The sequence below is a fragment of the Persicimonas caeni genome (genome assembly GCF_006517175.1).
GTDB lineage: Bacteria > Myxococcota_A > Bradymonadia > Bradymonadales > Bradymonadaceae > Persicimonas > Persicimonas caeni.
Genome location: NZ_CP041186.1, coordinates 3,691,035 through 3,716,681 on the forward strand (window position 1 = coordinate 3,691,035; position 25,647 = coordinate 3,716,681).

Genomic DNA, 25,647 nt, shown 5'->3' on the forward strand with positions numbered 1-25,647 from the left:
TTGGTGATGAGGTTTGAGATGTTTGGAACGTGGAAAACGAGTCTTGGTGCGGCAACCGTGCTCGTTGCCTTGTCGCTGCTGGCCGGTTGCACCACCTCGATGACCTACACGACGCACCCGCAGACGCTCGAGCCCGGCGAATGGCAGGGGTCGGTGGCGATGCAGGGAAGCGCCAACACCAACGTGATCACCGAGTACCAAGAGTCGGTCAACCTGGCCAAAGAGCGCATCAAAAACGCCAACGAGCAGGGAAGCACCCTGAGCGAACGAGAGTACCGCCAGGCGCTCGACTCGGCGCTCGCCTTCATGCTGTTCAAGCCGGCGTTCGCCACCGAGTTCGCCGCGCGCGTGGGCGTGGTCGAGGGGATCGACGTAGGCGTTCGCTACAACGGCGCCTCCTTCAAGGGCGACGTCAAAGGCCGGCTGTGGCAGTCGGCCGACGAGCGGCGCGTGCTGTCGGTCATGGCCGGCGTGGGTCGCCAGACCATCGATCTGCCCTTCAAGCTCAAGTACCTGACGCTGACTGAGTTCAAGCGCACCGACGCCGACCTGGCGCTGATGTTCGGCATGGAGCCGTTTTCGTTTCTTCGGTTCTACGCCGGCCCACGCATGATCGTTTCGTGGGTCAGCGCCGAGCCGGTCATCGACCCGGAGTTGCTCGATGTGGCCCCTTCGGAGTACGCCGACTACGCGCCGGTCAAGTACTTCCAGGATGAGACGATCGTGTATGGCGGGGCGACCACCGGCATCATGCTCGGCTACGAGTGGATCTGGGTGAATTTGGAACTAACGGGCATGTACATGGCGTTCACTCCTACGGTACTCGAGGAGACCCGCAACTTGAGCGGGTTTCAGCTCGCGCCGGTGGCGGGGGTGATGCTCGAATTCTAACCACGACGAACACCGCATGGACGCACAACCTACCAGCCCAGCACACGACGTGCAGGCAGCTCTCAAAGAGCATTTCGGCTTCGACGACTTTCGCCCCGGCCAACGCGACATCGTCGAAGCCGTCTTGGCCGGGCACGACGTGTTGGCCGTGATGCCCACCGGCTCGGGCAAGAGCCTGTGCTACCAGCTTCCCGCCTGCATGCTCGACGGCACGGCGCTGGTCATCTCCCCGCTGATCGCCTTGATGAAAGACCAGGTCGACGCGCTCGCCGAATTCGGCGTGGCGGCCACGCTGATCAACTCGTCGATCGCCTACGCCGAGCAGCAAGAACGGCTGCGCAAGATGGCCCGGGGGGAGTACGACCTCGTCTACGTCGCCCCCGAGCGCTTCCGAAACGACGCCTTTCGACGGGCGCTCTCGGAGGCCAAGATCGGTCTGATCGCCGTCGACGAGGCCCATTGCATCAGCCAGTGGGGCCACGACTTTCGCCCCGACTATCTCGACATCGGCGACATCCGCGCCGAGGTGGGCCATCCGGTGATGATGGCCCTCACCGCCACGGCGACCACGCTGGTGCAGCGCGACATCCTCGACCAGCTGGGCATGGACGACGCCGAGGTGATCGTGTCGGGTTTCGAGCGGCCGAATCTGTTCTACGAAGTAGTCGAAACGATCGGGCAACAAGAGAAGATCGGGCGCATCGAAAAGCTCTTGAACCATCGGCGAGGCGAGTCGGTGGTCGTCTACTGTGCGACGCGTCGGCAGGTCGAAGAGGTCTCGCGCAGCCTGGAGTCGCGCGGCTGGCTCGCCGCGGGCTACCACGCAGGCTTGTCGGACCGGCAGCGCGCGAGCATCCAGGATGCGTTCATGGCCGGCGACCTGCCCGTGCTGGTCGCCACCAACGCCTTTGGCATGGGCGTCGACAAGTCCGACGTGCGCGCCATCGTCCACTACAATATCCCCGGCAGCCTCGAGGCATACTACCAGGAGGCCGGCCGCGCAGGGCGCGACGGCGAGCCCGCCGAGTGCGTGGTGCTCTACAACAGCCGCGATGCGGGCATCCACGAGTTCTTCACGGAGAATTCGTTTCCCCAAAAAGAGATCGTCGAGCGGGTCTGGCTGCTCCTGTTCAAGCGCGGCATGGGCCGCCACGACCTGGGCGCCGAGCAGATCTGCGACCACCTCAACCGCGCCGGGCACTCCAAGCGCATCCACCCCTGGGCGGTCGAGACCGCGCTCAGGCTGCTCGACGGGGGCGGTCACCTCCGAACAGGCACTGACGCCGGCTACGACTGGGTCGAGGTGCTCGACCGCGCCCGGCTTCGCGACCTGCGCGTCGACTGGGACAAACTCGCCAGCCAACGCAAGCTCGGCAAGCGCCAGCTAGAAGACGTCGAGATGTACGCGACCGGGCGCGGCTGTCGACAGACCTATTTGCTCAACTATTTTAACAGCCGGCCGAGCTACAAGGGTGGCTGCGGCCACTGTGACAGCTGCTGCGGGCGGCCCGACTACGCCCGCAGCCCCGACGGCATGATCTCTCCCATCGACGCCGAGGATTCCGCCGAGACGATCGTGCGTAAGATCTTGAGTGGCGTGGCCCGCGCCCGCCAGCACGCCACGCCGGTTCGGGTGGCGGCGATGCTGCGCGGCTCGCGGTCCGTCGAACTCAGGCGCCTGGGGCTGTCGAAGATGTCGACCTACGGCATCCTCGAGTACATGAACCAACAAGACCTGGTCGACCTGCTCGACGATTGCGTCGAAGAGGGCCTCGTCGAGAGCGCGCGCCGAAAGCGCATCGCGCTGACCGACGCCGGCGTCGAGGTCATGAAGGGCGCGGCGAGCGTGCCGGTAGGAATCGAGAGACACTTGGAGAGAAGGCTTCTGGAGGAAGCGTGACACCGACCAACGATGCGGTCATCGACGCCCTCGCCGCCGGGTTTCAGGCGGCTTTTTTTCGCGGCAAGAAGGTCACCGTCGCGGTCCCTGATCTGACGCGCCCGCTCGACTACGATGCGGTGCTCTCCCCGTTGCTGGCGTTGTTGGACGACGCCGGCGCCCAGGTGACGTTAGTTGTCGCGCTGGGGCTGCATCGCCCGCTATCGCGCACGGAACTCCTTCCGTTGGCCGAAGTTGCCGCGCGTTACGACGCGCGCCTGGTCCAACATGACGCCCTTGCCGACGACCTCGTCGAGCTCGAGGCCGACGTCGGCGCCGACCACGACGGCTGGCCGGCCCTTCCGGCACGCTACTCCCCTGCGATCACCAACGCCGACCGCATCATCTGTGTGGGCGTGGTCGAGCCGCACCAATACGCCGGGTTCTCCGGCGGAGCGAAGACCGTCTCCATCGGCTGCGCCTCGCACGCCACGGTGAGCGCGATGCACGGCCTCGAATTCTTGCGCGACGAGCGCACCGCGCTGGGCAACGTCGAAGACAACCCGTTCCAGCAAGCGTTGTGGGAGCTGTCCCACCCTCTCGGGCCCAAATGGGGCCTGATGATCGTGCCCGACGGCGCCGACGCGTGCCACGCTGCGCAGTTCGGGCCGCTCTTCGCGGCGTTCCAAAGCTGCGTCGAGGTCGCCCAAGACGTCTTCTTCGAGGACGTCGACGAGCCCTTCGATTGGCTGCACCTACCGGTCGAGGGCCCCAAGGCGGTCAACTTCTACCAAGCCTCGCGCGCGGTGACCTACGCTGCGCTCGTCGACCGGCCGGCGGTTCGCGAGGGCGGCCTGCTGATCTTGGAGGCGGCGTGCCCCGAGGGCATCGGCCAGGGCGCCGGCGAGCAGGCATGCGCCGAGGCGATGATGCGCGGCCAAGAGGCGCTCATGGCAGAACTTCGCGGCGAGCGTGAGGTGCAGACGCGCGGCGGCCAACAGCGAGCGTACGTGCTGGCGCGGGCGCTCGAATGGTGTGACGTGGCTGTGGTCGGCGCGCCCGAGATGCCGGAGTTAGAGGCGATGGGGATCGCCCAGTACGACTCCGTCGACGACGTGGCGGCGGAAGGGCGTGGGCGTGTCGTAGAAGACGTGTTTCATGCGGTGCCGCGGTTGAAGTAAGAGGGGTTTTGAGGCTCCCTCCCCGCGTGGGGGAGGTGCCGAGCGCAGTCTGCGAGGCGGAGGGGGCGGCAACCACCACAAAACTACAACTCCAAATCCTTCCTCACATCCTTGAGCCGGCAGAAGCTGCACGTACCTTGTCGCAGCATCCACCAAGACACCTACGCACTTGCCGAGGGGCGAGCAATGACTCGTGCGACTTCTGTCCTCACCGTGTTCTTGCTGTTTGTGTCCGTGACAGCCTGTAGCGACGACACGACACATTCGCAGTGGGATATCGGCGACCGTTTTGCGCCGGACGCTTCCGCGCCCGAAGATGCCTCGGAGCCGCACGAAGCACAGTGGCAGTATCTCGGAAGCCCACCAGGAAGTGCAGGTCGCTTCGTTGGGCGCATCGGTCCTATGGCCTATTTCGAACACGACGATTCGCTCTACCGCTTCTCTTCGGAGACCGAATGGGAAGAGTACGAGACTCCACCCAAAAATTGGGACGACGGGCATCCGCGGATTCTCGAGGTGGAGCAAGGTCATGTGTTCTTCGTCGCCGGAAAGCCGGTGTACCTGAGCCGCGACGGCGGTGACTCGTGGCAGCCACGCGGCCCGCACCCTGAACTCGCCGAGTCGATCAGGTTCACGAAGGGTTGGTCCATCAGGAGCGACAGCAAGGCATTGTTTCTGCGCTCCGAGACCGAGCTCTGGCGGAGCGCCGATGCCGGGGCCAGCTGGGATGTCATCAGCGAGTCGCCAATCGGATACATCAACCGCTTCGAGTCCGCGCACAGCTACCCAAGCATGATGGTTCCCGGGCTGATCACATTGTCCGAAGGCGACCACCTTCGCCTCTCGACCGATAGTGGCCAGACCTGGCAAACGGTCGACCTCGACCGGTGGTGCACCAGCTACACGCGTCACTACTTCATGCCGTCGGACGGTCGATACTTGTTCATCCCGAATGGAGCAGGCGATGTCGGCGAGTTCGACCCGGTGATCGGGTGTCGCTCGGTGGGCGAAGCGACCATCGCCGATCGGGCTACCTTTCCCGAAGGTTACCACGGAGAGGTGCGAGGCGCGGTGTCGCTAGACGGTCGAGTCGTAGCCCGGACAAGAAATCAGGACCTTGTGCGTTTCGACCTCGAGACAATGCGCTGGAACCGCATCGACAGGCCGTTCGATGCCTACCAAGAACTCCACTACATCGGCGGTGGTTCCGGGGCCCAGATGGATCGGTACCTGTTCGAGCTCGATGGCTCGAGCTTTGCGGTGCGTACCCTGCGAGGCCTGTGGCAGACCGATGATTTCGGCGAAACGTGGAGACCCGCGGGGCCGCCGTCGGCGGGTATCTCCCAAATCTTCGAGTACGGCGATCGGCTCGTCGCTCGAAGGGGGGCACAGCTGTACGGATACGTCACCAAGCGCATCGAAGATGGCACATGGGCGCCACTTCCGGTCCTCGCGGACGTGTTTCAATATGTAGAGGAGCGTCAAAAGGGTCTATTCATTCGTAACGGACGTCTCTTTGCGACCAAGGCCGGTTCCGGCTCGCTGTATGAGGTGGGGGGTGAGGGGCGCGAGAGCCGGTTGATCTGGGGAGAGGAGCCCGCAGATCATCACTCGCTTGGATACTTCGCTCCAAACTCCCCGGCGATAGATCTGCAGTTCCGAGCCGGACAGGTATTCATACGCGCTGCGGGCGACGTTCGACATGCCGTCTTGCCAGGGAGTGAAGAAGTGGCCGATTTCCAGCAAAGTACGTCCGGTGGCGGCGGCGTCTGGGTTGCACCGTCGACTGACGACGACTTCGAACGTTTCGGCGAAGGGCTACCGCAGGCGACTGATGAGCAGACCTCGTCCATCTTGTCGATGACGTTTGTCGACAGCGAAATCTGGGTGGTGACCGCTCTCTTTGGCGTTTGGCGCGCCGACATCGCCGAAGGTCGCTGGACTCGAGCACACGAGGGGCTTCCGACCGCGACAAATGGGTCCGATGCCGTACCAGTCCACACGTTGCTCGCTACCAACGACGAGCTCTATGCGACTTCGGATGAGGCAATCTACATTCGACGTGACGATGGATGGGAACGGCTCACGGGGCCGGGGTATGCTGAGGAAGTCCAAGCCGGCGAGGTCGGCGACCGCGAGCCACTCCACGGTTTCATCAAGATCCTGACGTATCGCAGCGAGCTGCTCGCGGTATCGACGAATGGGATCTATCGAGTCGATCGTGATTCCGGTGCGCATCAGCCGCTATGGCGACCCGACGAGAAGATCCTCACCGCACAGGTACTCTCATCGGGCCTTTATGTCGGACTGGAAAATGGGCTGTGGCGAATGGCCGAATCGTCTAGGTAGTGCGCTCGAAGTCTTCGTTGGAGCGCACTGTTGAATGTTGCGACGTGGACCGAAATACCCGTGCTCCTGTCGTTTAATAATCCCAATCCGTCGCAATCTCGACGGCCGAAAGATCGAGCGCCTCGGCAATCTTCAGAAGGGTTGCACGGCGAGGCATCGATGCGTTGTTGAAGAATCTCGACAACGAGGGCAGTGGCATTCCCGTACGCTCCGCAAGCTGCGTGAGCGTCATTCCCTGCGTATCAACCTCCCGCCGCAGGTTATCCTTAAACTTCATGATGTTGTCCGCAATCCAGTCGAGGTCATCGAAGCGAACGTAGCGCTCTTTGCGCGGTCCCACCGGCTCGCTGCATTCGTCGATCATATCTTGGATGTCGGCCACGATCTCGTCGCGCTCGGTCGCGTCCAGCACTTCCGACCACATCATCATCAGGTCGTAAACGCCTTCGTAGCCGCGCGCTACGGCCACGGCATCGGCGATAAACTCATCGGGTAGCCCTTCGTTGCGCATCTTTGTGGCGACTTCAAAAAGGTCTACCTGATGCTCACTCGATGTTTGATGTTGAACTGTCACGTCAACCTCCCTCGCTCGACATATCTGCCACGGCGGATATTCGTTAGATGCACCGAAAACCGGGCGATCATTCGTCGGTCAATTTGCGGGCTGTCTTTTACATACGCCTCGCAAAGGTATGCATCGTCCTGCAACAAACCGACTGTCAGCCTTAGCTGCACGTTGCCGTTGCCGACGTTATGCCACTTCATTTTGAAGCCGTCAGTAACCGGACCTCGCCGTCCACTTGCGATTGACCAGAACTTTCCATTCTGAAATTTCGGGTCGTTCGGGTAATGCTGTAGCCGCATCACGTCAGGGCGCAACTTGATCCAATATTCGTTTCCGTCAAAGACATTGGTATGCCTGAGGTTCAGATACGAGTCCAAGGCCCATTGTGTGATGATGATCTCCATCGAGTCCCCGCCTGTTCATGATGTTAACAAACTTAACACAGTTAACATTCTTTACAACGCCTTTTCCCTTCGACGGCAAGTCGAAGGCGGCAGATGCTCGAACTCAAGGCGGGGAGGGAAAGGGTTTTTGAGGCCCCCTCCGGCGGCTTCGCTGTCGCTACGCCGCCACCTCCCCGACTCGGGGAGGGGTGGCAAACCGGCAGTGAGTTCAGACTCGCCACCCCTCCCCGCGTGGGGGAGGTGCCGAGCGGAGTCTGCGAGGCGGAGGGAGCCACAACAACCACAAAACTACAGCTTCAAATCCTTCCGGACATCCTCCGAATACCCCCGCTCCATCTTCTCGGCCGCCTTTTCGATCTCCTCATCCACAAAATCGGGCGTATAGACCTGCACGACCGCAAAGAAGTCGCCTTCTTTCCCTTGGCGCCGCACGCCCTGCCCCGCCAGGCGAAGCTTAGTGCCGGTGTGCACCCCCGAGGGCACGTTCACCTCGTACTCGCCGCGGGGCGTGGGCACGGTGACCGCCGCGCCCTTGACCGCCTCGGCGAACGTGATCGGCAAGTCCATATACAGATCGAGGCCGTTTCGGCGGAGCAGCTCGTGGGGGCGAACGTGCAGGTTGATCGTCAGGTCGCCGGGGACGCCGGTCTGCGAGGGGGGCTCGCCGCCCTGGCCGCGAAGCTCGAGGACGTCACCGTCTTGGGCGCCCTCGGGGATATCGATGTCGAGGGCGTGGTGGGGCAGGCGCACGGTGGCCGGACCGCCTCGGACCGCGGTCAGAAAGTCGACGGTCAGGTCGGCCGACAGGTGCTGGCCTTGTTCGGCGCCTTGCGGGTCGACGGAGGCATCGAACCCGCCAAAATCGCGCATGTGACTGGTGTCGAAGGGGCTTCGGCCGTTGAAGATGTCGGCGAAGATCTCGTCGGCGGCGGCGCGTTGGCGCGCGTACTGGCGTGAGCGCTCCTCGCGAGGGCGACGGCCGCGTTGCTCATCGTACTGGGCGGGGTCGAAGTCGCTGCGCAGCCCCTCGAAGCCGTAGCGATCGTACAGCTTGCGGGTCTTCGGGTCGCTCAGGATGCGGTAGGCGGCGAGGATTTGCTTGAAGCGCTCTTCGGCGCCGTCGTCGCCGGGGTTGACGTCGGGGTGGTGTTCGCGCGCGAGCCGACGGTAAGCAGACTTGAGCGTCTGCTTGTCGGCGTCGCGCGCGACATCGAGCAGTTCGTAGAGGTCAGTTTGCAGCGTGGGCCTCTGGCTTGTCGAACGTCTGCGGTTCGAATGTCAGGAATTAATCGAACGTCGGTTTGACCCAGCCCTTGCCGAGGTTCTCGCGGTTGCGGCCCTGACGGCCGGCCGACCAGCCCGGATCGGGACGAAGGTCATCCATGTCAGGAAGGTCATCACGCTGGGCCTTCTGGTGAAGCGGGACGCCGTAGGCCGTGCCGCCGAGCGGCAGCCCCACGCCCTCGGGCACGTAGCCCAGCTCGCCCAAAAGCGTCGGCTCTTTGACCTTCTCGGTGGCGCGTCCAAGCTCGTGGATCCACTGCATCATCGCCGTTTCCTGCTTGGCGATCTCGTCGAAGATCTTGTGGTCCGGATCGCCGGCAGCGCCGGGAGCCATGAGCACCTGGGTGTTGCGGTAGACCTTGTTCAAAAGGACCCACCCGCGGATGAGCAGATCTTCGATGCTGCGCTCCGAGCCCAGACTCTCGTGAATCTTCGGGTGGGTGCGGATCATCCCAATGATGCGCAAGGCTTGGGCGATGAGCGTGACCGTGTGGTTGTGTGCGTGGATGTCGTCGCCCAGCGTCTTTTTGACCAGGCCGGCGTCGTCGAGCGCCTTGTTGAGGCGGAACGACACGGTCGACTTCCACATCTCCACCTCGGCGGTGGCGTTGTGCGTATTATGTTCGTAGATGCGATCTTCGCCGGCCTCTTCGGCCTTGCGGTCGATCAGCTTTTCGCCGGCCGCCGCCAGCTCCTTACCGCGGCTGAGCTTGTCTTTGCCGAACCCGGCCGACTTGAGCGCGCTGGCGAGGCTGGAGTTGTGCTCACAAGCCTCGACGGCGAGGAAGATGTGTCCGAGCAGATGAAAGTACGGAGCGGGCATGCTTGACCTCGATGTTGAATTCTACGACTGACCCGGCGCGGGACAATAGCCCAGCGACCGTCTCTCGGCAAGGCATCGGCGCCGCATCGGCAAGGCATCGAGCTCGGAGGGTTGTCGAACGCCGACTTTCTGCTATTGATTCGTTTGTGAATGCCTCCACTGAGGACTCGGCTTGAAGGACCACGAGATTGAAAATTTTGCCCACGAGCTAGCCAATCAGCTTCCGGCCCAACCTCCGGAGGCCGACCGGGTGCGCCGGCGCTTTGTCGTCGATCGTATCTGGGCCGAGGGGCAACGCTACCGGGCGCTTCGGGTTCACGTCGACGACGCCGAATTCTTGGCCTCGCACACTCGCCCCGGCCAATACCTGACCTTCCAATGTGGGTCGGAAGACCCGCGTTTTCTAGTCATCGCCAATGCGCCAGGGGCCGATGAGGAGCACTGGGAGTTCCTCATCGACCTCGACAGCGACCTCGGCGAGACGATCGAGCAACTGCGCGAGGGCCACCACGTGTGCCTGAGTCCCGCCGAGGGAGCCGGTTATCCGGCCGACGACCTCGCCGGCGCCTCGGTGCTGATCTTTACCACGGGCGCCGGCGTCGCCAGTGTGCGTCCCGTATTGCAATATTGGCGGCTCGATCCCGACCGGGCCCCGGCCAACGTGGCGGTCTACTACGGCGAGAGCGAGCGCGACGACTTCGCCTACGTGCAGGAGTTCGCCGACTGGCGCGCCCACGGCGCCCGCGTCTTCCAGGCGATCGAAAACCTGCCCGAGCCCGAAGAGGGCTACCGCTACGTCCAGCATGCCTTCGACGCCCACGACCCGGAGCTCGAGGACGCGCTGGTCTTCGTCAGCGGCGCGCCGGTCATGATGGAGCTGGTCATCGGCAAGCTTTTGCGCCTCGGGGTTGCCCCCGAGCATATCCACCTCAACGTTTAGTAAAGTAGGTAAGCGATGCTCTTTGTAAGCCCCAGAATTCGCCGGCTGATCGACATGGCGATCGATGAGGACGAGGTCGGCTTCGACGTCGCCTCGGCGGTCTTTTTCGAAGGGGAGTCGGTCACCGCCCGGCTCGTGGCCAAAGAGAGGCTTCGGCTCGCCGGCTTGCCCATGGTCACGGCGGTCTTCGAGCGCGTCGACCCGAGCGTGACGTGGTCCTTCGACTTCGAAGACGGCCAGGCCGTCGACGTCGGCGGAGTTATCGGTCGCGCCGAGGGCCCGGCGATTTCGATTCTGCGCGCCGAGCGCGTCGCCCTGAACTTCTTGCAGCGCATGTCGGGCATCGCCACGAAGACCGCGCGCTACGTCGAGGCGCTGGGCGACTCCAAGACGCGCATCCTCGACACGCGCAAGACGCTGCCGGGGTATCGCGAGCTCGACAAGTACTCGGTGCGCTGCGGCGGCGGGGCGAACCACCGGTTCAACCTGTCGGGCGGGGTCATGATCAAGGACAACCACATCGCCGCGGCCGGCGGCAGCATCGCCGAGGCGGTGCGCCGGGCACGCGAGCGCGCCCCGCTGACGGTCAAGATCGAGGTCGAGGTGACCAATTTCGACGAACTCGACCGCGCCCTCGACGCCGGCGCCGATGTGATCATGCTCGACAATATGGCCACCGACGAAATGGTCGAGGCGATCGCGCGGGTGCGCGAGCACTCCGGCGAGCGCGTGGCCGTCGAGGCCAGCGGCAATATCACGCTCGAGCGCCTGCCCGAGCTGGCCGGCATCGGACTCGACTACATTTCGTCGGGCGCGCTGACGCATTCGATCGAGGCGGCCGACATTTCCCTCAAGTTCTGAACGGAGCGACCCATGGCCGAGCGACCGCCAATCATCTTCCACGACACGGTGGATTCGACCAACGACGTGGCGCTACGCGCGGCCGGCGAGGGCGCCGAGCACGGGGCGTGCTGGGCGGCCGACCGGCAGACCGCAGGGCGTGGGCGGCGCGAGGTCGGCGGCAAGCGTCGCAGCTGGTTTTCGCCCGAAAACGCCAACCTCTACATGACCGTGCTGCTTCGGCCCGACCTGGAGCCGTCGCGCGCCTCGGGGCTGACGCTGGCGACCGCGGCCGGCGTCTGCTCGCTGTTGCGCGGGCTGACGGGCCTGGACATCTGGGTCAAGTGGCCCAACGACCTGTATATCGGCCCAAAGAAGCTCGCCGGGATCTTGAGCGAGGCGCTCACCGGCTCGGGGGGCTTCGAGGCGGTTGTCGTTGGCCTGGGGATCAACGTGAACACCACCGCCGAGCAGGTTCCCGACGAACTCGCCGACATCATGACGAGCCTTCGCATCGAGGCGGGGCAGGTCTTCGATAGGCTTCGGCTGTTGCAGGGGATTCGCGACGTCGTCGTCAAGTACACCGATCAGTACGCCGACGAGGGATGGAGCTCATTTATCGACGAACTCAAGGGCTACGATCGCACCGTGGGGCGTCAGGTGCAGGTGTCGAAGAACGGCGGCTGGCGAGACGGCGTCTCGCAGGGCATCTCGGACGACGGGGGCTTGCTCGTCGAGATCGACGGTGTTGTGGAGAAGGTGCAAGCGGGTGAGGTGAAGTTTCGATAGGAGGCAGACCTTCTAGGTCTGGACCAGCGCTGGAAGCGCTGCCTCCTATGACTCGTCGTTGCCCAACAAGCTCACTTCTTTCTCCGGCGGGACCACCATCACATGCGTCGGCGCGGTGCGCGCGATCGTCCAGGCGATGCGGCCCAGCTGGCGGTGCGAGGCGGACTGGGTGTTGTGCCCGCCGACCACCACCATGTCGGCGTCGACCTTGTCGGCGTGGTCGACGATGACCCGCGGCGGGTCGCCCACCATCACTTTTCGTTGCTGCAACAACTCGCGCGCCGAGTCCTGCTCGGGATAGGCGACCTCGACGTGGTCGACCATGCGGTCGAAGAGCGCTTCGATCTTGCTGCGGGAGCGCTCCAAGATCTTGGTGGCGTTGAAGTCGAGGGTGCGCGCCAAAATCTTGTTGGTATCTTGGGTGAGCGGGTCGGGCAGCACGTAGACGAGTTCGATGGTGGCGCCGACCTGCAGAGCAAACCCGAGCGCTTTGGCGACCACGTCGGTGCTGCGCGAGGTCAGGTCGACGGCGACCACGATGTGGTCGATGCTCGGTTTGGGGTCGTAGTCGCGCACGAGGACGACCGGGCGGGTGACCGCGCGCAGGAGCTTCTCGGCGGTCGAGCCCAATACGTTGGGTTGCACGCCGCCTTCGCCAAAGGCGCCCATGACCACCATGTCGGGGCCGACGCTGCGCACGCGCTCGCTCAGGGTCTCTTTGACCGGGCCGATCTGCATGGTGAGATCGGCGATGCTCTTGTCTTTGTCGGGATTGACCTCGAGGTGGGCGAGCATGTGGGCGCGCGCCTCTTCGATGAGCTCGTGCTCGAACTCCACGTCGTCCTCGCCCAGCGCGGCGTACGGGAAGAGCACGCGGCGCACGTACGGGCGCCACTCTCCGAGCGCGTGGGCCAGGTGAATGCGCGGTGAGTTCTTGCCGATGGCGCGCGCAAAGGCGAGCGCCGCGCGGCTGGAGGTCGAGAAATCGACCGGAACGAGCACTTGCTCAACTTGGTACATTGAGAGCTGTCTACAGTGGTTGCTTGTTGCAACCCCCTCCGCCTCGCGCACGACGCTCGGCACCTCCCCGACGTGGGGAGGGGTTAGGGGAGTTGGTCGAATTCGTCGGGCGAGCCGTCGCCGTTTTGGTCCCAACCGACGCGTTCGCGTTGGCCTTCCTCGTCGTAATACTCGAACAGGTCGGGGGTGCCGTCGCCGTCTTGGTCGCGCTCGACACGCAGCAGGCGGCCCTCTTTGTTGTAGAATTTGACGATCGAGAATTCGTCGTCGAAGTTGACCGACATCGCCTTACGGGTGACCACGCCGTCTTTGTAGTAGGCGACGACGTCGACTTTGCCGTCGAGGTCGAGGTCCATCTCCTCTTCGATGATGTTGCCCGACCCGTCGAGGTATTGCCACAGGTCGACGCTGCCGTCGAAGTTCATGTCGCGCTCGATGCGCACCACGCCTTCAGAGCTCTTGTAACTCCACTGGTCGGGCTGATCGTCTTTGTTGAGGTCGATCTTTTCGGCGCTCAATCCCTTCGAAGAGAGGTTGCCGTGGCGCTTGCGCCGGGCGTCAGCCTCTCCGGGCTGGCCCTTGTTGGCGTCTCGGGCTGCTTGGGCGTCGCGCTCGGCCTCGTCACTCTGATCGCCGCACCCGACGCTGCCGGTGAGCATCAAAAGGGTGGCGCTCATGGCGACCAGGGTCGCACGTGCAGGCGATCGACTCGCCAAACTCGTCCAGTTCAACTTCACAATCTGTCCAGGTGAGCTGTCTAGGTGATTGGGTCCAGATGATTGTAGGGAAGTGCGTGTGGTCCGGGACGAAAACTACTGTCGAGCCCCGACCGTCCCTATGGTTCGTAATTACCAGAGTTGGACTCGTTGGGCAACCGAGTCGGGCCCGAGTGATCGGGGCGTAAGCGCCCGTTCGAGTTGACGAACCCCCCGGTGCGCGCTAGCACTTCGGGCCAGTCTCAGTCGTTGTGGCGCCCGTGCCGAGTCTGCCCCCGGGGCGCTCGATTGCAGGCCGACCAAGGCATTTGGAACGTATATGATTATCGAAATTCTCCTCTTTGTGGTGGGACTCGTCCTGCTGTACTTCGGCGCCGAGTTTCTGGTCGCCGGAGCCAGCGCGGTGGCGCTGCGTTTGGGGATCACCCCGCTTGTGGTCGGCCTGACGGTCGTCGCCTTCGGCACCAGCGCTCCCGAGTTGCTGGTCTGCTTGATGGCGGCCTTCAAGGGCACCGACGACATCTCCGTGGGCAATATCATCGGCAGCAATATCGCCAATATCGCGCTGATCTTGGGGTGTGCGTCACTGGTGCGCCCCCTCGAGGTCCACGTGCAGGCGGTGCGCCGAGAGTTTCCGGTCATGGTCGTCGCCTCGATCATGATGGTGCTCGTCGCCTTCGACGGCACGATCACCCGGCTGGAGGGCGGTATTTTGGCGATCAGCATGGTGTTCTACCTGGTCTTCGCCTTCTTCGCGGCGCAAAAAGGCGGTGACGTCGACGTCGAGGGGCTCGACGAGCTCGAGGAGGCCGACACCGAAGCGCCCGCGCTCGCCGACATGGCCAAGATCGCCGGGGGCATCCTGGGGCTGGCCGGCGGTGCGTACCTGATGGTCGAGTCGGCGACCGTGATTGCCAAGGCGATCGGCATCCCGGAGCTGGTCATCGGCATCACCGTGGTCGCCTTCGGCACGAGCCTTCCCGAGCTCGCCACCAGCTTGGTGGCCGCCTACCGCAACGAGTCCGATATCTCGGTCGGAAACGTCATCGGCTCGAATATCTTCAATATCTTTTTGGTGCTCGGCCTCTCGTCAATCGTGGTGCCGATCGCCGTCGGCCAGGCCGCCATCGACTTCGACCTGTGGATCATGTTGGGCGTGGCCCTGGGAATTTGGCCGATCTTGCGCACCGGCCATCGCGTCTCGCGCTTGGAAGGCGCCTTCATGCTGGCGTTTTATGTCGGCTATGTCGTCTACTTGTTCATGCGCACCTAAAGAATTCATGCGCACCTGAGAAGGAATCATGTCGTCACAAAGCCGTACATTGCGAATCGCCCTCGCCCAGCTCAACTACACGGTGGGAGATTTGGAGGGCAATGTCGCCCTCATCGCCGAGCATATCGAGCGAGCGCGCACCGAAGGGGCCGATCTGGTGGTCTTCTCGGAGTGCGCGTTGCTGGGGTATCCGCCGCGCGACATGGTCGAGCGCGATGAGCTCATCGCCCGCCAACTCGCCAAGCTCGACGAGGTCGCCGCGTTGAGTGACGACGAGCTGGGCGTGCTCTTGGGCTTTATCGACAAGAACCCCGGCGAGCAGGGAAAGACGCTTCGCAACGCGGCCGCGCTGTGTCACGGCGGCGAGGTCGTCGGCAAGGTTTTCAAGCGCCTGCTGCCGACTTACGACGTGTTCGACGAGGACCGCTACTTCGAGCCGGGCGACGATGCGCGCACGTTCGCGTTCAAGGGCGTCGAGTTGGGCATCAGCGTGTGCGAAGACGCCTGGAACGAGCGCGATTTCTGGGAGCGCCCGCTCTACTGGGTCGACCCGGTCAAAGAGCTCGCCGAGGCGGGCGCCGAGTTGCTGATCAACATCGCCGCCAGCCCCTTCCACGTGCACAAGGGCGAGTTTCGCCGTCGGCTGCTGGCGAGCCACGCCAGCTCGCATGGGCGCACGATGGTCTTCGTCAACCAGATCGGCGGCCACGACGAGCTCATCTTCGACGGCCGCTCCCTGGTCGTCACGCCCGACGGGGAGGTGTCCTGCCGGCTCGCCGAGTTCGCCGAGGACTTCACCGTCCGCGAGATTCCGGTCGATGCGGCCGACGCCGTCGAGCCGCCGAGCTTGGCCGACATCTCCGAGGATACCGCCACTCAGGCCCGAAAGGCGGTGGTGATGGGGATTCGCGATTACTTTCACAAGAGCGGCTTCGAGGGCGCGGTCATCGGCGTCTCCGGTGGTATCGACTCGGCGCTGACCGCCGCGCTGGCTGCCGAGGCGCTGGGGCCCGAAAACGTGCTCGGCGTGGCGATGCCCACGCGCTACACGCGCGACATGAGCAACGAGGACGCCAAGATTTTGGCCGACAACCTGGGGATCGACTTTCAGACCATCCCCATCGAAGAGACGTTCGGCGCGTTTTTGGCGCAGATGGCCCCCGCCTTCGAAGGCTATGACGAAGGGATCGCCGAGGAGAATATTCAGGCGCGTATCCGCGGCACGACCTTGATGGCACTGAGCAACAAGTACGGAAAGCTCGTGCTGGTGCCCAGCAACAAGAGCGAGCTCGCCGTGGGCTACTCGACGCTGTACGGGGACATGGTCGGCGCGCTGAGTCCGCTAGGAGACTGCCTCAAGACGCTGGTCTATGACATGGCTCGGTCGCTGAACGTGGAGGCGGGCAAAGAGGTCATCCCGGGGCGCACCATCGAGCGCGCTCCGTCGGCGGAGCTTCGCCCCGACCAGACCGACCAGGACGCGCTGCCGCCCTACGAGGTGCTCGACGCCATCTTGGAGGCTTACATGAACGACGGGTTGTCGGCTGCCGAGATCGTCGAGCGCGGCTTCGACGCCGAGCTCGTCGACGACACGCTCAAAAAGCTGTTTCGCGCCGAGTACAAGCGCTGGCAGGCCGCGCCGGTGCTCAAGGTGACGTCCAAGGCGTTCGGCGTCGGTTGGCGCTACCCGCTGGCGGCGAGCTACGCCGATTTGCGCGAGAAATGAGGAAGTTGTTGCCAACTGCCACCGTGTCTCTATCTTGGTGGCGCCAATCATTTTGACGATGACGTAACGAGGTAGCCAAACCATGGCCGACGAAAACAACAAGAAGACCTGGGGCAACATCGAGCCCGACGAGATCGCGGACTACGAGCTGGTCGACGTGTATACCAGCTACAACTTCGCCGAGGCCGAGCTGATCCGCGATATTCTGCTCGACAACCAGATCGACTGCTTTCTGCAAAAGCTGCACCCCTCGCAGTTCCCCATGGACGTGGGCAAGCACGGCCAGATCCGCGTGACGGTCGACGAGAACAAGGTCGAAGCCGCTCGCAGCCTGCTCCAAGAGGCGATCGACGAAGGGGCGCTCAGCGGCGAGGGCACCTTCGACGTCGAAGGTTGATCGCAGGAATGAGAGGAAATTGGTCGCGGTTGCAGTATTGAAAGTGGCCGGCCGATCCTCTATAAGCCACATCCTGCAAACGCGAGCCTTCGCGTTTGCAGTCACGGGGCGTGGCGCAGCCTGGTAGCGCGCCTGCTTTGGGAGCAGGAAGTCCTCAGTTCGAATCTGGGCGCCCCGACTTCTTGGCGGTGAGATGGGAGAGGCTCCCGTCACCGCGCCGTCCGATTTGCGCATCTTCGGTTTCGAAAAGCCTCGACGATGCCGCTGGCATCGCCTGCGTTTTTCGATATCCGAATCTGCATCAAATCGTCTCGGCGCGGCTCGGTCCCCCTCTCCCATCTCACCGCCGACTTTGGTTTGGAAGCTTTCGAGTTTCCCCAGAGCGCCCGTAGCTCAGCTGGATAGAGCATCGGCCTTCTAAGCCGACGGTCACAGGTTCGAATCCTGTCGGGCGTGCTTTTCGATTGTTGAAAGCGGAATAGCTCAGCTGGATAGAGCATCGGCCTTTGAGGTTTGGCTGGTGCTTTCCGGGCCGAGCATGACGAAGGCCACATCAGCGATGGCGAAGCGATGTCGAGGAGGCGATGTTGACGACATCGTCGACGAGGCAGCGCAAAGGCAGCGCTGATGTGGACGAGTCAGGCGAAGGGAGCGGAAGCTCCAGCCAAACCTGAGCCGACGGTCACAGGTTCGAATCCTGTCGGGCGTGCTTCTTTTTGATTCCTGCATCTGGTTTTCTCCCATCGTCCGAGCCGCGAATTTGTGTGGTTTCGGCGCCGGGCCTACTCGCTGCTGAGTTCATTGCCAGTCGGCTCGTTCCGCCACGAGTCGGAAGATCAGTTTGGATTTCGCCGAAAATGCAATTTGAGGGGACGTGTTGTGGATGCAATTGTGCTCGTCGTGGCGCTTGGATTCTCGGTCGTTTGGATTCTTGGTTCCCTGTGGATGCTCAAGAGGAGCATGCGTTCGGTTGCGCCACACGAGGCGCTGGTGATCATGAGGTCTGCAGAGCCCCATGTGGCCTTTAGCCGCGCTCTGGTGTTGCCGTACGTTCAAGAGGCGTACGTCCTCTCGACGAAGACGGTCGAGGTGCCGGTGCAGTGCGTCGGCCAAGAGGCTTGCCGCACGGCCGACAACCTGAAGGCTGATGTGGAGGTGAGTTTCTGGGTCAAGGTGAATCGCACCAGAGAAGACGTGTTGCGGGTGGTCGAGACGCACGGGTGCGAGAAAGCTTCTGACCCGGAGTTCGTGCGCAGCTTGTTCAGGCGCAAATTTGTCGAGACCTTGCGTACGGTCGTACGTTCCCTCGACTACGACGCACTGGAGCGCGAATTTCCGAAGATCGGTGAGCAGGTCGTACGCTTGTTGGGCCCTGACCTGGGCGGGTTCGTCATCGAGGAATTTGTCGTCGAATCGTGCAAGGCGACCGCTCTGGAGCACTACGACGAGCATGACCCGCTCGATCGTCAGGGACTGGCGCGGTTAGATGGTTCACATCGCGGCCAGGCGCCTGTCGAACCGGCCGCCGATGCCGCCGACTGGTAGTCGCTTTTCGCGGCCAAGGTCATCCGCGGGCCTCGAGATGAAGCGGATAAGCCGTCGGGCGGCTTAACGCGACTCGATTGAAAACGCGTTGCCTTCCGGATCGCGAGCGTCGACCACGTCGACGCCCGGGGCGGGGCTTCGCACCTCGCCGACGCGGACGCCGTGGTCGAGGAGCTCTTGGCGAGCCTCGGCGATATCGTCGACGTCGAAGACGAATTTGGGGGCATCTTTGCCTTGGCTTTGGCTGCCGCCGCCATGCAGCGCGAGGGAGCACGCGCCGGTATCGAAGGTCACCCAGTGCTGGTCGGCATAAGAGTCGCACTCGGCAGGGTAGGTAACCGCGAGACCGAGGACATCGCGGTAGAACGCGACCTGCGACTCCATGTCTTCGACGTATAAGATAATTTCGCTCAGGGGTCCCAATTTCATAAGCTTTCTCCCTGGGGATTCCTTGGGCGTTGTCGTGCCCGAACGAGATGGTTACTCGGCGTAGTTGCCATGCAAGCCTCACTCTGTCGCCGAGGACTTCTTACGCGGCGGCGTGTACCAGTCGAGCGGACGCGTGACGGCCCGCTTGAGCAGCGTGCGGACCAAGCTGCGCCACTCTTTGAACGAGACGGTGCGCGACTCCAGGGTCATCCACAGGGTCAACCCGAAGCTGACCAAGAAGTTGACGAATCCGATCAGGCACACCCCGACGACGGCGAAGGCGAAGCTCTCGAGGGTGACCAATTCGGGGGCCGAGACGAGTGCGGTTCCAAGGTGGGCCGACGAAAAGGCGATGTGGCGGATGTCGAAGGGGACCCCGAAGATGACGCCGATCGTCCCGGCGGTGCCCAAGAACACGCCCAGCACGACGTTTCCGATGAGCATTCCCAGGTGATCGCACACGTAATTAGCCACCCGCGTCGAGAGTGTGTCGAAGCGGGATAAAAACGGGTGTTTGCGAATCCTGCGGCGCACGTTGGCGTAGACGAGCCGGTTGTTGACTGTCCCCGTGATGACACCGGCGGCGAACAGGTAGACACCCGCGATCCCCGCGTAGAGCAGAGCGGGCGTGCGCAGGAAGTCGACGGACTTCAGCAAGTAGGCGGCTTTTTCGGCGTCGGCGACCTGAACGCCGAGTGATGCGTCCAGCACCCACGCCAACGCGATGGCGACCGGGAAGGCGCACAGCAGGTTGCCCGCAAAGGAGACGAACTGACTGCGCCAGACCGCCATGATCACGTCGGCGACTCCCTCGATAGGGGCGTCGTCATCGGCTTTGTCGTCGAGCTCGCGGGCGATCGCCGAGGCGGTCACCGCCGGCTGCTTGGTCGCCAAGATCGAGCCGGTCAGGTAGATCAACACGAAGCAGGCGGCGTAGTTGAGGCTGTAGACGGCCGCCTCGGCTCCCAGCGACAGGGGCAATTTGCCCAGCAGGTTCTTGAAGAGCGCGAAGAGGCCGACGATGACGCCGCCGGCCATCGCTTTGCGCAAAAACCGCCAGTACCCGGCGGCGGTCTTCGTGATGTATTTCTGCCCCTTCTTCGCCGTCTGCTCGGTGACTTGATACAGGACGAGGTCGGCGCTGTGGCGCACGAATTCGCGGATGCTCGTCTGTTTGTGTTGGGCTCGAACCAATTGCGTGAGCAGACGCGCAAGGTGGCGGCACAGCTCGTCGCGAGAGGTCGGAGAGACGATGCCGATGAGCAGTTCGAGCCGGTCGAGCTGTTGGAGCAATCGTCGGGAGACGCGCGTCAGATGCAGGCTCGTGCCGTAGCGTCGCTTGTGCTCGCGTAGGTAGACCACCATTTTGCGGCATTCTCGCACCGTGGCGACCAATGCTTCGCGCAGCTCCGGTTCGTCCTGGCAGTTTTTGCAATCGACAAAATGATGGGCATGAACGCTCAACTCGAGGAACGGCGAGTCGTAGTCTTCGACTTCGTGGAGCTTGGAGGTGAAATCCTCGTCGATCCCCAGGGCGCCTGCCCGCTGCGCCAGGCCGGTGATCGCCGCGCGAATCTCGCGGCGTGGGTGGGAGACCACGCCCTCGACGACGAATTGGATGAGCCGCGCCCACAGGTCGACCTCGATGCCGCCCACCCACTTCCAGTCGTCCTTTTGGTCGAAGAGCCGCGCGAGGATCCAGCGCAGATCGTTGGCGTCCAAATCCGGGGGCAGGATCTTGGCGCTGAAGCGCCGCTCGAACTCCTGTATGAACCCGGCGTCGGCCAAAATCCCGCTCTCGGCCAGCGCGTGAACAATACGTACCTGCCCCAGGCAGCCACAGACTGCAGCGATGAAGTCGAGTTGGGCTGTGTCGTTCCCCTCGAGTTCCTCGATGAGCCCGCGCAGGTTGTCGGCGGCCTCGTCGACGTGGTCGGGTGAGCTCGGTCGGACGCGGTCGACATAGAGTCGCAGCGCCTCGAGTTCAGGTTGTACGTCCATTACTTCAATCCGGGGGGCTGAGCTGGCAGCGAGGGTCAGGCCTCTGGGCAAGTTGCCTGTGCGCAGCCTACCAAAGCAGTTCGAGTGGTCAACTGGCAGCCTGTCGAATGCCGAGGTACCGCGCCGACAAGAGTTGAGCGGCCAGATTGGCGACAATTGACAACGCTGAATTGTCACTCATTTTTCGTTGACGCTGTGGTTGTGTTTCCTTAAGTGTACACTGAATGCGTGGCTGGTGGGGAAACATATCGCGTGCTTTCTCATCAGTTTGCGAAAAATTTGCGTCAGTTGTTTGCGGAGGGAGTCCGCCGGTCGGCGGGCAGAAGATGCCGCTTTCGCGTAGTGATAGGAAGCACAGATGAGTAGTAAGCCGGCCGCAGCCCCAGCCTACAAGCCGATCACCCGCGCCAACGTGAGCAACACGCCACAGTGGCAGCGGCTCAGCCCCGAGCAGCGCGAGGCGATCGAGGTCGTCTCGGCGGTGCTACCGTTTCGCACCAACAACTACGTGATGCAGGAGCTGATCGACTGGGACCGTGTCCCCGACGATCCGATCTTTCGGCTCAACTTCGCTCACCGCGAGCTGCTCGAGCCGCGGCATTTTGCGCGGGTCGCCGAGTTGCTTCACCGTCAGGCGCCTCGAGCGGAGCGTGACGCGGTGCTCTCCGAGATTCGGCGCCAGCTCAATCCCCACCCCGGCGGCCAGCTCACCCACAACGTCCCCCAAATCGACGGGCGCAAACTTCCCGGGCTGCAGCACAAATACCGCGAGACGGTGCTCGTATTTCCATCGCCCGGCCAAACCTGCCACGCCTACTGCACCTTCTGTTTTCGGTGGGCGCAGTTTGTCGGCGAAGACGAGTACAAATTCGCCACGCGAGAGGCGGCCGATCTGGTCGCGTATCTGAAACGCCACCCCGAGGTGACCGACGTGCTCATCACCGGCGGCGACCCGATGGTCATGAAGACCAAGGTGCTCGCCCGCTACCTCGAGCCGCTGCTCGATGATCCCGAGCTCGACCATGTGCGTCATATTCGCATCGGCACCAAGTCGTTGTCCTATTGGCCGTATCGCTACCTCGACGGGCCTGACGCCGACGCGGCGCTTCGCCTGTTCGAGCGGGTGGTCGAAAGCGGCAAGCATCTGGCGTTGATGGCCCATTACAACCACCCGGTGGAGTTGTCGACCGAACCGGCGCAGCGTGCGCTGGCGCGGGTGCGATCCACCGGCGCGGTCGTGCGGGTGCAATCGCCCATCATGCGCCACATCAACGATTCATCCCAGGCTTGGGCGGAGCTGTGGCGAGCGTCGGTGCGCCACGGCGCCATCCCCTACTACATGTTCGTGGCCCGAGACACCGGGGCGCAGCGCTACTTCGAGGTTCCGCTGGTCGAAGCGTGGCGCATCTTTCGCGATGCCTACAGCCAGGTTTCGGGGTTGGCCCGAACCGTGCGCGGGCCGGTGATGTCGAGCTTTCCGGGGAAGGTGCTGGTCAACGGCGTGACCCGCATCGGTGGGCGCGATCTCTTCGCACTGCAGTTGTTGCAGGGGCGCGATCCCGAATGGGTGGGCCGGCCGTTTTTTGCCGAGCGCGACGACGAGGCTACCTGGCTCACTGATCTCGTGCCGGCGTCCGGCGTGCATTTTTTCTTCGAGCAGGAGCCGGTCGCGAGCGAGCGGCGCTCGGCGTGAGTCGTTGGCTTGTCCTTTATCTGTTTATCAACGTCCCAGGTAGAAGTGAGAGTGGCTGATGGATGTCTCCTCCCGTCTGATCGAGTTGGTCAACCGCGTCAAGCCTGTCGAGCACCCGATGCATCTGGAGGGGCCGGCCGATGGTGCAGCCTTGAGCGAGGTCGAGCTCGAGGAGTTGTGGCAGCTGGTCGACCGACACGTCGACAAAGAGCGCGCCGCAGCGTTGGAGGCAATTCGCCAGTGTGAGTTTGTCTATCGCTATCGCGACGACAAGGGCCGAGTACGGGCGATGAGTTGCTACTGGCACCTCAACGTCGAGGTTGGCGGGACCGAGTATACGGTGCTGCACGGAAAGTGGGTGATCTACGACAAGATCGCGCGCGGACGGAGCCTGCCGGAGGTCTGCAGCCTCGATGCCTTTACGCGCTTGCGATTGCGGTATCCGACCAACGAGATCTTTCTGATCAGCCGCATCGCCACCTTCAACTCGTATCTGTTACTCGCGCGCAACATTCGCGCGACCTACCCCAACCGCCGCTTCGAGACCCCCGCCGAGGTCCGTCAGGTCCAAGACGCGGCCATGCGCGAGCTCTACGGGGATGCTTACGATGCCGAACGCGGCATTTTTCGGGGCGACGGCGAGATGAAGTATTGCGAAGGTGCCGCTTGGGAGCCGGAGGTGCTCTCCGACCCGGACATCGCCGCCTACCTCGACTTCAACCCTGGCCAAGCGCGCGGCGATACGCTGGTGGTCACCTGCCGGTGCGACGCGGCGGCGTTTGCCGAAGTGACCTGGAAGATGTTGCGTCGCTATGCCCGCAGGCTGCGCAGAAGACGGCGCGTATTGGCGAGTTGACGAAGTGTGTCATCGAAGGTGAAGATCGGCCACGCTCACTGGCCCCTTGCCCCGGAGCCCCTATGACCACACCGCGCGGAATCATTGGCGTCATCCACCTGCCGGCGATGCCGGGCGATCCTCGCCATGACGGCGCCGGCGGCTTCGACGATGTGCTCGCGTTCGCCCTCCAAGACGCCGAGGCGCTCGTCGAGGGTGGCGTCGACGGACTGATCGTCGAGAATTTCGGCTCGGCGCCCTTTCCCAAGGGAAGTGAGGGAGACCGCCTTCCGCCGCACCAGGTGGCGTTTTTGACGCGCGTGGTGACGGAGTGCCGCGCGCGCTTCGACGTCGCCGTGGGCGTGAATTGCCTCCGAAACGACGCGCCCGCGGCCATCGGGGTTGCGGCTGCGTCGGGGGCAGACTTTATCCGCGTCAACGTCCACACCGGCGCGTATGTGACCGACCAAGGGGTGATCGAGGGCGAAGCGTACCGCACGCTGCGTTACCGCAAGGCGCTGGACGCCGTCGACGTGGCGATTCTGGCCGATGTACTGGTCAAGCATGCCGCTCCGTTAGCCGACATCGACCCGGAAGATGCCACCAAAGATTGCGTGCAGCGCGGTTTGGCAGACGCCGTCATCGTCACCGGCCAGGCGACCGGTGCGCCGGTGACCCCCGAGTTTTTGGAGCGCGTTCGCGACGCCGCCGGCGGCGTGCCGGTCTTGGTCGGTTCGGGGCTGAGTCCCGACAACGCCGCCGAGCTCATGGCGCTTTGCGACGGCGCCATCGTCGGCACGTACTTCAAGGAAGGCGGTGAGGTGCACAACCCGGTCGACGTCGACCGGGTGCGCAGACTCGTCGAGCTTGTTCGTCAGTAAAAATTCACTCCCACCACGGCTCTTTCGGCTCACTCACCCCCGGCTCGATCGCGCCGCCGGGCATGGGCGCAGCCCAGCGGTGGCCGCGCTCGTCGGCGAGGGTGGCGAAAGTGCGGATGGGGTCCTTCCAGCCGTGCAGGCCCAGGTCGAAGGTGCCCCAGTGGATGGGCACGACGAGCTTGGCGTCCATCATCTCGAAGGCGTCGAGGGCACCTTCGGGGCCCAGGTGAATCTGGCCCCAGTTGGTGTTGAAGGCGCCGATTTCATACATGGCGATGTCGAAGGGGCCGTACTTGTCGGCGATGTCGGCGAAGCCGTCGAACAGCCCGGTGTCGCCGCTGAAGAAGACGCGGTGCTCGGGGCCGACGAAGGTCCACGAGGCCCACAGCGTGCTGAAGCGGTTGAGGAGTCCGCGGCCCGAGAAGTGGCGCGACGGGGTGGCGGCGATCGTGACCGGACCGATCTGGGTCTCGTCCCACCAGTCGAACTCGCGGATGCGGTCGGCGGGGATATCCCACACCTCGAGGTGCTCGCCGACGCCCAGCGGTACCAGGAAGGGGGCGTTCGACGAGGCTGCGAGCTCGCGGGCGGCGCGCATGTCGAGGTGGTCGTAGTGGTCGTGCGAGATGATGATCGCGTCGAGCTCGGGAAGCTCGGAGGGGTCGACCGGCAGCGGGTGGAAGCGCAGCGGGCCGACGAGCGTCGACGGCGAGGCGCGGTCGGCGAAGACCGAGTCGATGAGGATGCGCGCGCCGTCGATTTCGACCAACGTGGTCGAGTGGCCCAGCCACGTCACCCGAAGGCCATCGGCCGGCGGCTCGGAGAAGACCGGGCGCACGGTGGACGGCGGAGTGTCGGGCACCGCATCGCCGGGCTTGTCGAACCAGTCGAGGGTCACCTCCCAGGTCTTGCCGGGCATCATCACGGTCGTGGGCACCGAGTTGACGAAGATTCCGTCCTCATCGCTCCACTGCTTCGACTGGCGAATGCGCTCGAGGCGCTCGCCGTCGGGATCGCCGCCCAGCGACGCGCCCCAGCCGGTCGACCAATAAAAGACGGTGGCAGCCGTCGCCGCAAGCAGTCCCATGGCGCCGAATCCGGCCTTTATCCATTTCTTGTCGATCACTACATTCCTCGATCCTAGTTACGCCTACCTTAGTCTTAGATGACCCGGCTCACAATCAGG

23 protein-coding genes, 2 tRNA genes and 1 pseudogene are annotated in these 25,647 nt (G+C 63.5%); 16 read left to right on the top strand and 10 right to left on the bottom strand.

Annotated features, from left to right (window positions below; genetic code table 11):
- Window positions 1-57 precede the first annotated feature (57 nt).
- From FIV42_RS13705 to FIV42_RS13720, 4 genes are all read left to right on the top strand, one after another.
- Complete coding sequence (locus tag FIV42_RS13705; protein ID WP_141198244.1) at window positions 58-891, top strand: hypothetical protein; 834 nt, start codon at window positions 58-60, stop codon at window positions 889-891.
- Window positions 892-907: 16 nt separating this feature from the next.
- Window positions 908-2,791 carry a RecQ family ATP-dependent DNA helicase gene (locus tag FIV42_RS13710; RefSeq protein ID WP_141198245.1) on the top strand — a complete coding sequence of 628 codons (1,884 nt, stop codon included), beginning with the start codon at window positions 908-910 and terminating at the stop codon, window positions 2,789-2,791.
- Window positions 2,788-3,951, top strand: coding sequence for a lactate racemase domain-containing protein (locus tag FIV42_RS13715; RefSeq protein WP_168210631.1), 1,164 nt, complete (start codon window positions 2,788-2,790; stop codon window positions 3,949-3,951). Before FIV42_RS13710 ends, FIV42_RS13715 begins: the two co-directional genes overlap by 4 nt.
- A 186-nt stretch (window positions 3,952-4,137) precedes the next feature.
- The gene (locus FIV42_RS13720; protein WP_141198247.1) at window positions 4,138-6,300 is read left to right on the top strand and encodes a sialidase family protein; all 2,163 of its coding nucleotides are present in this window, start codon (window positions 4,138-4,140) and stop codon (window positions 6,298-6,300) included.
- Between the two features lie 73 nt (window positions 6,301-6,373).
- Here the strand turns inward: FIV42_RS13720 and FIV42_RS13725 are convergent, their stop codons facing one another.
- The 5 genes and pseudogenes from FIV42_RS13725 to FIV42_RS13745 form a co-directional block, all read right to left on the bottom strand.
- A complete protein-coding gene (locus FIV42_RS13725; RefSeq protein WP_141198248.1) occupies window positions 6,374-6,874 on the bottom strand; it encodes a helix-turn-helix domain-containing protein in 501 nt (166 codons plus the stop codon).
- Complete coding sequence (locus tag FIV42_RS13730) at window positions 6,871-7,269, bottom strand: hypothetical protein (protein WP_141198249.1); 399 nt, start codon at window positions 7,267-7,269, stop codon at window positions 6,871-6,873. Before FIV42_RS13730 ends, FIV42_RS13725 begins: the two co-directional genes overlap by 4 nt.
- Window positions 7,270-7,557: 288 nt before the next feature.
- Complete coding sequence (locus FIV42_RS13735; RefSeq protein ID WP_141198250.1) at window positions 7,558-8,139, bottom strand: J domain-containing protein; 582 nt, start codon at window positions 8,137-8,139, stop codon at window positions 7,558-7,560.
- Between the two features lie 231 nt (window positions 8,140-8,370).
- A pseudogene (locus FIV42_RS31430) lies at window positions 8,371-8,508 on the bottom strand (DnaJ domain-containing protein); the annotation flags it as partial.
- 46 nt (window positions 8,509-8,554) lie between these two features.
- The gene (locus tag FIV42_RS13745; RefSeq protein WP_141198251.1) at window positions 8,555-9,376 is read right to left on the bottom strand and encodes a hypothetical protein; all 822 of its coding nucleotides are present in this window, start codon (window positions 9,374-9,376) and stop codon (window positions 8,555-8,557) included.
- Window positions 9,377-9,548: 172 nt separating this feature from the next.
- Between FIV42_RS13745 and FIV42_RS13750 the strand changes: the two genes are divergently transcribed.
- From FIV42_RS13750 to FIV42_RS13760, 3 genes are read left to right on the top strand one after another with little or no spacing between them, the layout of a single operon-like run.
- Entirely contained in the window at window positions 9,549-10,316 is a 768-nt protein-coding gene (locus FIV42_RS13750; RefSeq protein ID WP_141198252.1) for a ferredoxin reductase domain-containing protein, read from the top strand.
- Window positions 10,317-10,331: 15 nt separating this feature from the next.
- Complete coding sequence (gene nadC / locus FIV42_RS13755; protein ID WP_141198253.1) at window positions 10,332-11,177, top strand: carboxylating nicotinate-nucleotide diphosphorylase; 846 nt, start codon at window positions 10,332-10,334, stop codon at window positions 11,175-11,177.
- A gap of 12 nt (window positions 11,178-11,189) precedes the next feature.
- Window positions 11,190-11,945 (top strand): biotin--[acetyl-CoA-carboxylase] ligase, encoded by a 756-nt coding sequence (locus FIV42_RS13760; protein ID WP_141198254.1) that lies wholly within the window; start codon window positions 11,190-11,192, stop codon window positions 11,943-11,945.
- Window positions 11,946-11,990: 45 nt separating this feature from the next.
- Here FIV42_RS13760 and FIV42_RS13765 read toward each other — a convergent pair whose 3' ends face one another.
- Both FIV42_RS13765 and FIV42_RS13770 read right to left on the bottom strand, forming a co-directional pair.
- Entirely contained in the window at window positions 11,991-12,965 is a 975-nt protein-coding gene (locus FIV42_RS13765) for a universal stress protein (protein ID WP_141198255.1), read from the bottom strand.
- 83 nt (window positions 12,966-13,048) lie between these two features.
- Complete coding sequence (locus tag FIV42_RS13770; RefSeq protein ID WP_141198256.1) at window positions 13,049-13,642, bottom strand: hypothetical protein; 594 nt, start codon at window positions 13,640-13,642, stop codon at window positions 13,049-13,051.
- A gap of 358 nt (window positions 13,643-14,000) precedes the next feature.
- On the opposite strand from FIV42_RS13770, the gene FIV42_RS13775 reads away from it, so the two are divergent.
- The 6 genes from FIV42_RS13775 (at window position 14,001) to FIV42_RS13800 (ending at window position 18,622) form a co-directional block, all read left to right on the top strand.
- Window positions 14,001-14,954 (top strand): calcium/sodium antiporter, encoded by a 954-nt coding sequence (locus FIV42_RS13775; RefSeq protein ID WP_141198257.1) that lies wholly within the window; start codon window positions 14,001-14,003, stop codon window positions 14,952-14,954.
- A 28-nt stretch (window positions 14,955-14,982) separates the two neighbouring features.
- Window positions 14,983-16,680 (top strand): NAD+ synthase, encoded by a 1,698-nt coding sequence (locus FIV42_RS13780; RefSeq protein ID WP_141198258.1) that lies wholly within the window; start codon window positions 14,983-14,985, stop codon window positions 16,678-16,680.
- Between the two features lie 82 nt (window positions 16,681-16,762).
- Entirely contained in the window at window positions 16,763-17,077 is a 315-nt protein-coding gene (locus FIV42_RS13785; protein WP_141198259.1) for a putative signal transducing protein, read from the top strand.
- Window positions 17,078-17,181: 104 nt separating this feature from the next.
- Window positions 17,182-17,255, top strand: a tRNA-Pro gene (locus FIV42_RS13790).
- A gap of 204 nt (window positions 17,256-17,459) precedes the next feature.
- A tRNA-Arg gene (locus FIV42_RS13795) sits at window positions 17,460-17,533 on the top strand.
- Between the two features lie 435 nt (window positions 17,534-17,968).
- Entirely contained in the window at window positions 17,969-18,622 is a 654-nt protein-coding gene (locus FIV42_RS13800; protein ID WP_141198260.1) for an SPFH domain-containing protein, read from the top strand.
- Window positions 18,623-18,685: 63 nt separating this feature from the next.
- Here the strand turns inward: FIV42_RS13800 and FIV42_RS13805 are convergent, their stop codons facing one another.
- Window positions 18,686-19,051 carry a VOC family protein gene (locus tag FIV42_RS13805; protein WP_141198261.1) on the bottom strand — a complete coding sequence of 122 codons (366 nt, stop codon included), beginning with the start codon at window positions 19,049-19,051 and terminating at the stop codon, window positions 18,686-18,688.
- Between the two features lie 78 nt (window positions 19,052-19,129).
- On the bottom strand, window positions 19,130-21,052 hold the full coding sequence (locus FIV42_RS13810; RefSeq protein ID WP_141198262.1) for a hypothetical protein: 1,923 nt from the start codon (window positions 21,050-21,052) through the stop codon (window positions 19,130-19,132).
- Window positions 21,053-21,410: 358 nt separating this feature from the next.
- Here FIV42_RS13810 and FIV42_RS13815 point away from each other — a divergent pair, with 358 nt between their 5' ends.
- The 3 genes from FIV42_RS13815 to FIV42_RS13825 all read left to right on the top strand — a co-directional run bounded on the left by FIV42_RS13815 (window position 21,411) and on the right by FIV42_RS13825 (window position 24,461).
- On the top strand, window positions 21,411-22,745 hold the full coding sequence (locus tag FIV42_RS13815) for a KamA family radical SAM protein (RefSeq protein ID WP_141198263.1): 1,335 nt from the start codon (window positions 21,411-21,413) through the stop codon (window positions 22,743-22,745).
- A 58-nt stretch (window positions 22,746-22,803) separates the two neighbouring features.
- A complete protein-coding gene (locus tag FIV42_RS13820) occupies window positions 22,804-23,601 on the top strand; it encodes a hypothetical protein (RefSeq protein WP_141198264.1) in 798 nt (265 codons plus the stop codon).
- A 62-nt stretch (window positions 23,602-23,663) separates the two neighbouring features.
- Window positions 23,664-24,461 (top strand): BtpA/SgcQ family protein, encoded by a 798-nt coding sequence (locus FIV42_RS13825; protein WP_141198265.1) that lies wholly within the window; start codon window positions 23,664-23,666, stop codon window positions 24,459-24,461.
- Window positions 24,462-24,465: 4 nt separating this feature from the next.
- Here FIV42_RS13825 and FIV42_RS13830 read toward each other — a convergent pair whose 3' ends face one another.
- The gene (locus FIV42_RS13830) at window positions 24,466-25,587 is read right to left on the bottom strand and encodes an MBL fold metallo-hydrolase (protein ID WP_141198266.1); all 1,122 of its coding nucleotides are present in this window, start codon (window positions 25,585-25,587) and stop codon (window positions 24,466-24,468) included.
- Between the last annotated feature and the right edge of the window lie 60 nt (window positions 25,588-25,647).

Bases quoted from the DNA above. Each gene is read 5' to 3' on its own strand.
- FIV42_RS13735 (WP_141198250.1), bottom strand. From the start codon at position 8,139: ATGCGCGATTTTGGCGGGTTCGATGCCTCCGTCGACCCGCAAGGCGCC.
- FIV42_RS13765 (WP_141198255.1), bottom strand. From the start codon at position 12,965: ATGTACCAAGTTGAGCAAGTGCTCGTTCCGGTCGATTTCTCGACCTCC.
- FIV42_RS13730 (WP_141198249.1), bottom strand. From the start codon at position 7,269: ATGGAGATCATCATCACACAATGGGCCTTGGACTCGTATCTGAACCTC.
- FIV42_RS13820 (WP_141198264.1), top strand. From the start codon at position 22,804: ATGGATGTCTCCTCCCGTCTGATCGAGTTGGTCAACCGCGTCAAGCCT.
- FIV42_RS13775 (WP_141198257.1), top strand. From the start codon at position 14,001: ATGATTATCGAAATTCTCCTCTTTGTGGTGGGACTCGTCCTGCTGTAC.
- FIV42_RS13780 (WP_141198258.1), top strand. From the start codon at position 14,983: ATGTCGTCACAAAGCCGTACATTGCGAATCGCCCTCGCCCAGCTCAAC.
- nadC (WP_141198253.1), top strand. From the start codon at position 10,332: ATGCTCTTTGTAAGCCCCAGAATTCGCCGGCTGATCGACATGGCGATC.
- FIV42_RS13770 (WP_141198256.1), bottom strand. From the start codon at position 13,642: ATGAGCGCCACCCTTTTGATGCTCACCGGCAGCGTCGGGTGCGGCGAT.
- FIV42_RS13720 (WP_141198247.1), top strand. From the start codon at position 4,138: ATGACTCGTGCGACTTCTGTCCTCACCGTGTTCTTGCTGTTTGTGTCC.
- FIV42_RS13825 (WP_141198265.1), top strand. From the start codon at position 23,664: ATGACCACACCGCGCGGAATCATTGGCGTCATCCACCTGCCGGCGATG.
- FIV42_RS13785 (WP_141198259.1), top strand. From the start codon at position 16,763: ATGGCCGACGAAAACAACAAGAAGACCTGGGGCAACATCGAGCCCGAC.
- FIV42_RS13710 (WP_141198245.1), top strand. From the start codon at position 908: ATGGACGCACAACCTACCAGCCCAGCACACGACGTGCAGGCAGCTCTC.
- FIV42_RS13745 (WP_141198251.1), bottom strand. From the start codon at position 9,376: ATGCCCGCTCCGTACTTTCATCTGCTCGGACACATCTTCCTCGCCGTC.
- FIV42_RS13810 (WP_141198262.1), bottom strand. From the start codon at position 21,052: ATGGACGTACAACCTGAACTCGAGGCGCTGCGACTCTATGTCGACCGC.
- FIV42_RS13815 (WP_141198263.1), top strand. From the start codon at position 21,411: ATGAGTAGTAAGCCGGCCGCAGCCCCAGCCTACAAGCCGATCACCCGC.
- FIV42_RS13805 (WP_141198261.1), bottom strand. From the start codon at position 19,051: ATGAAATTGGGACCCCTGAGCGAAATTATCTTATACGTCGAAGACATG.
- FIV42_RS13760 (WP_141198254.1), top strand. From the start codon at position 11,190: ATGGCCGAGCGACCGCCAATCATCTTCCACGACACGGTGGATTCGACC.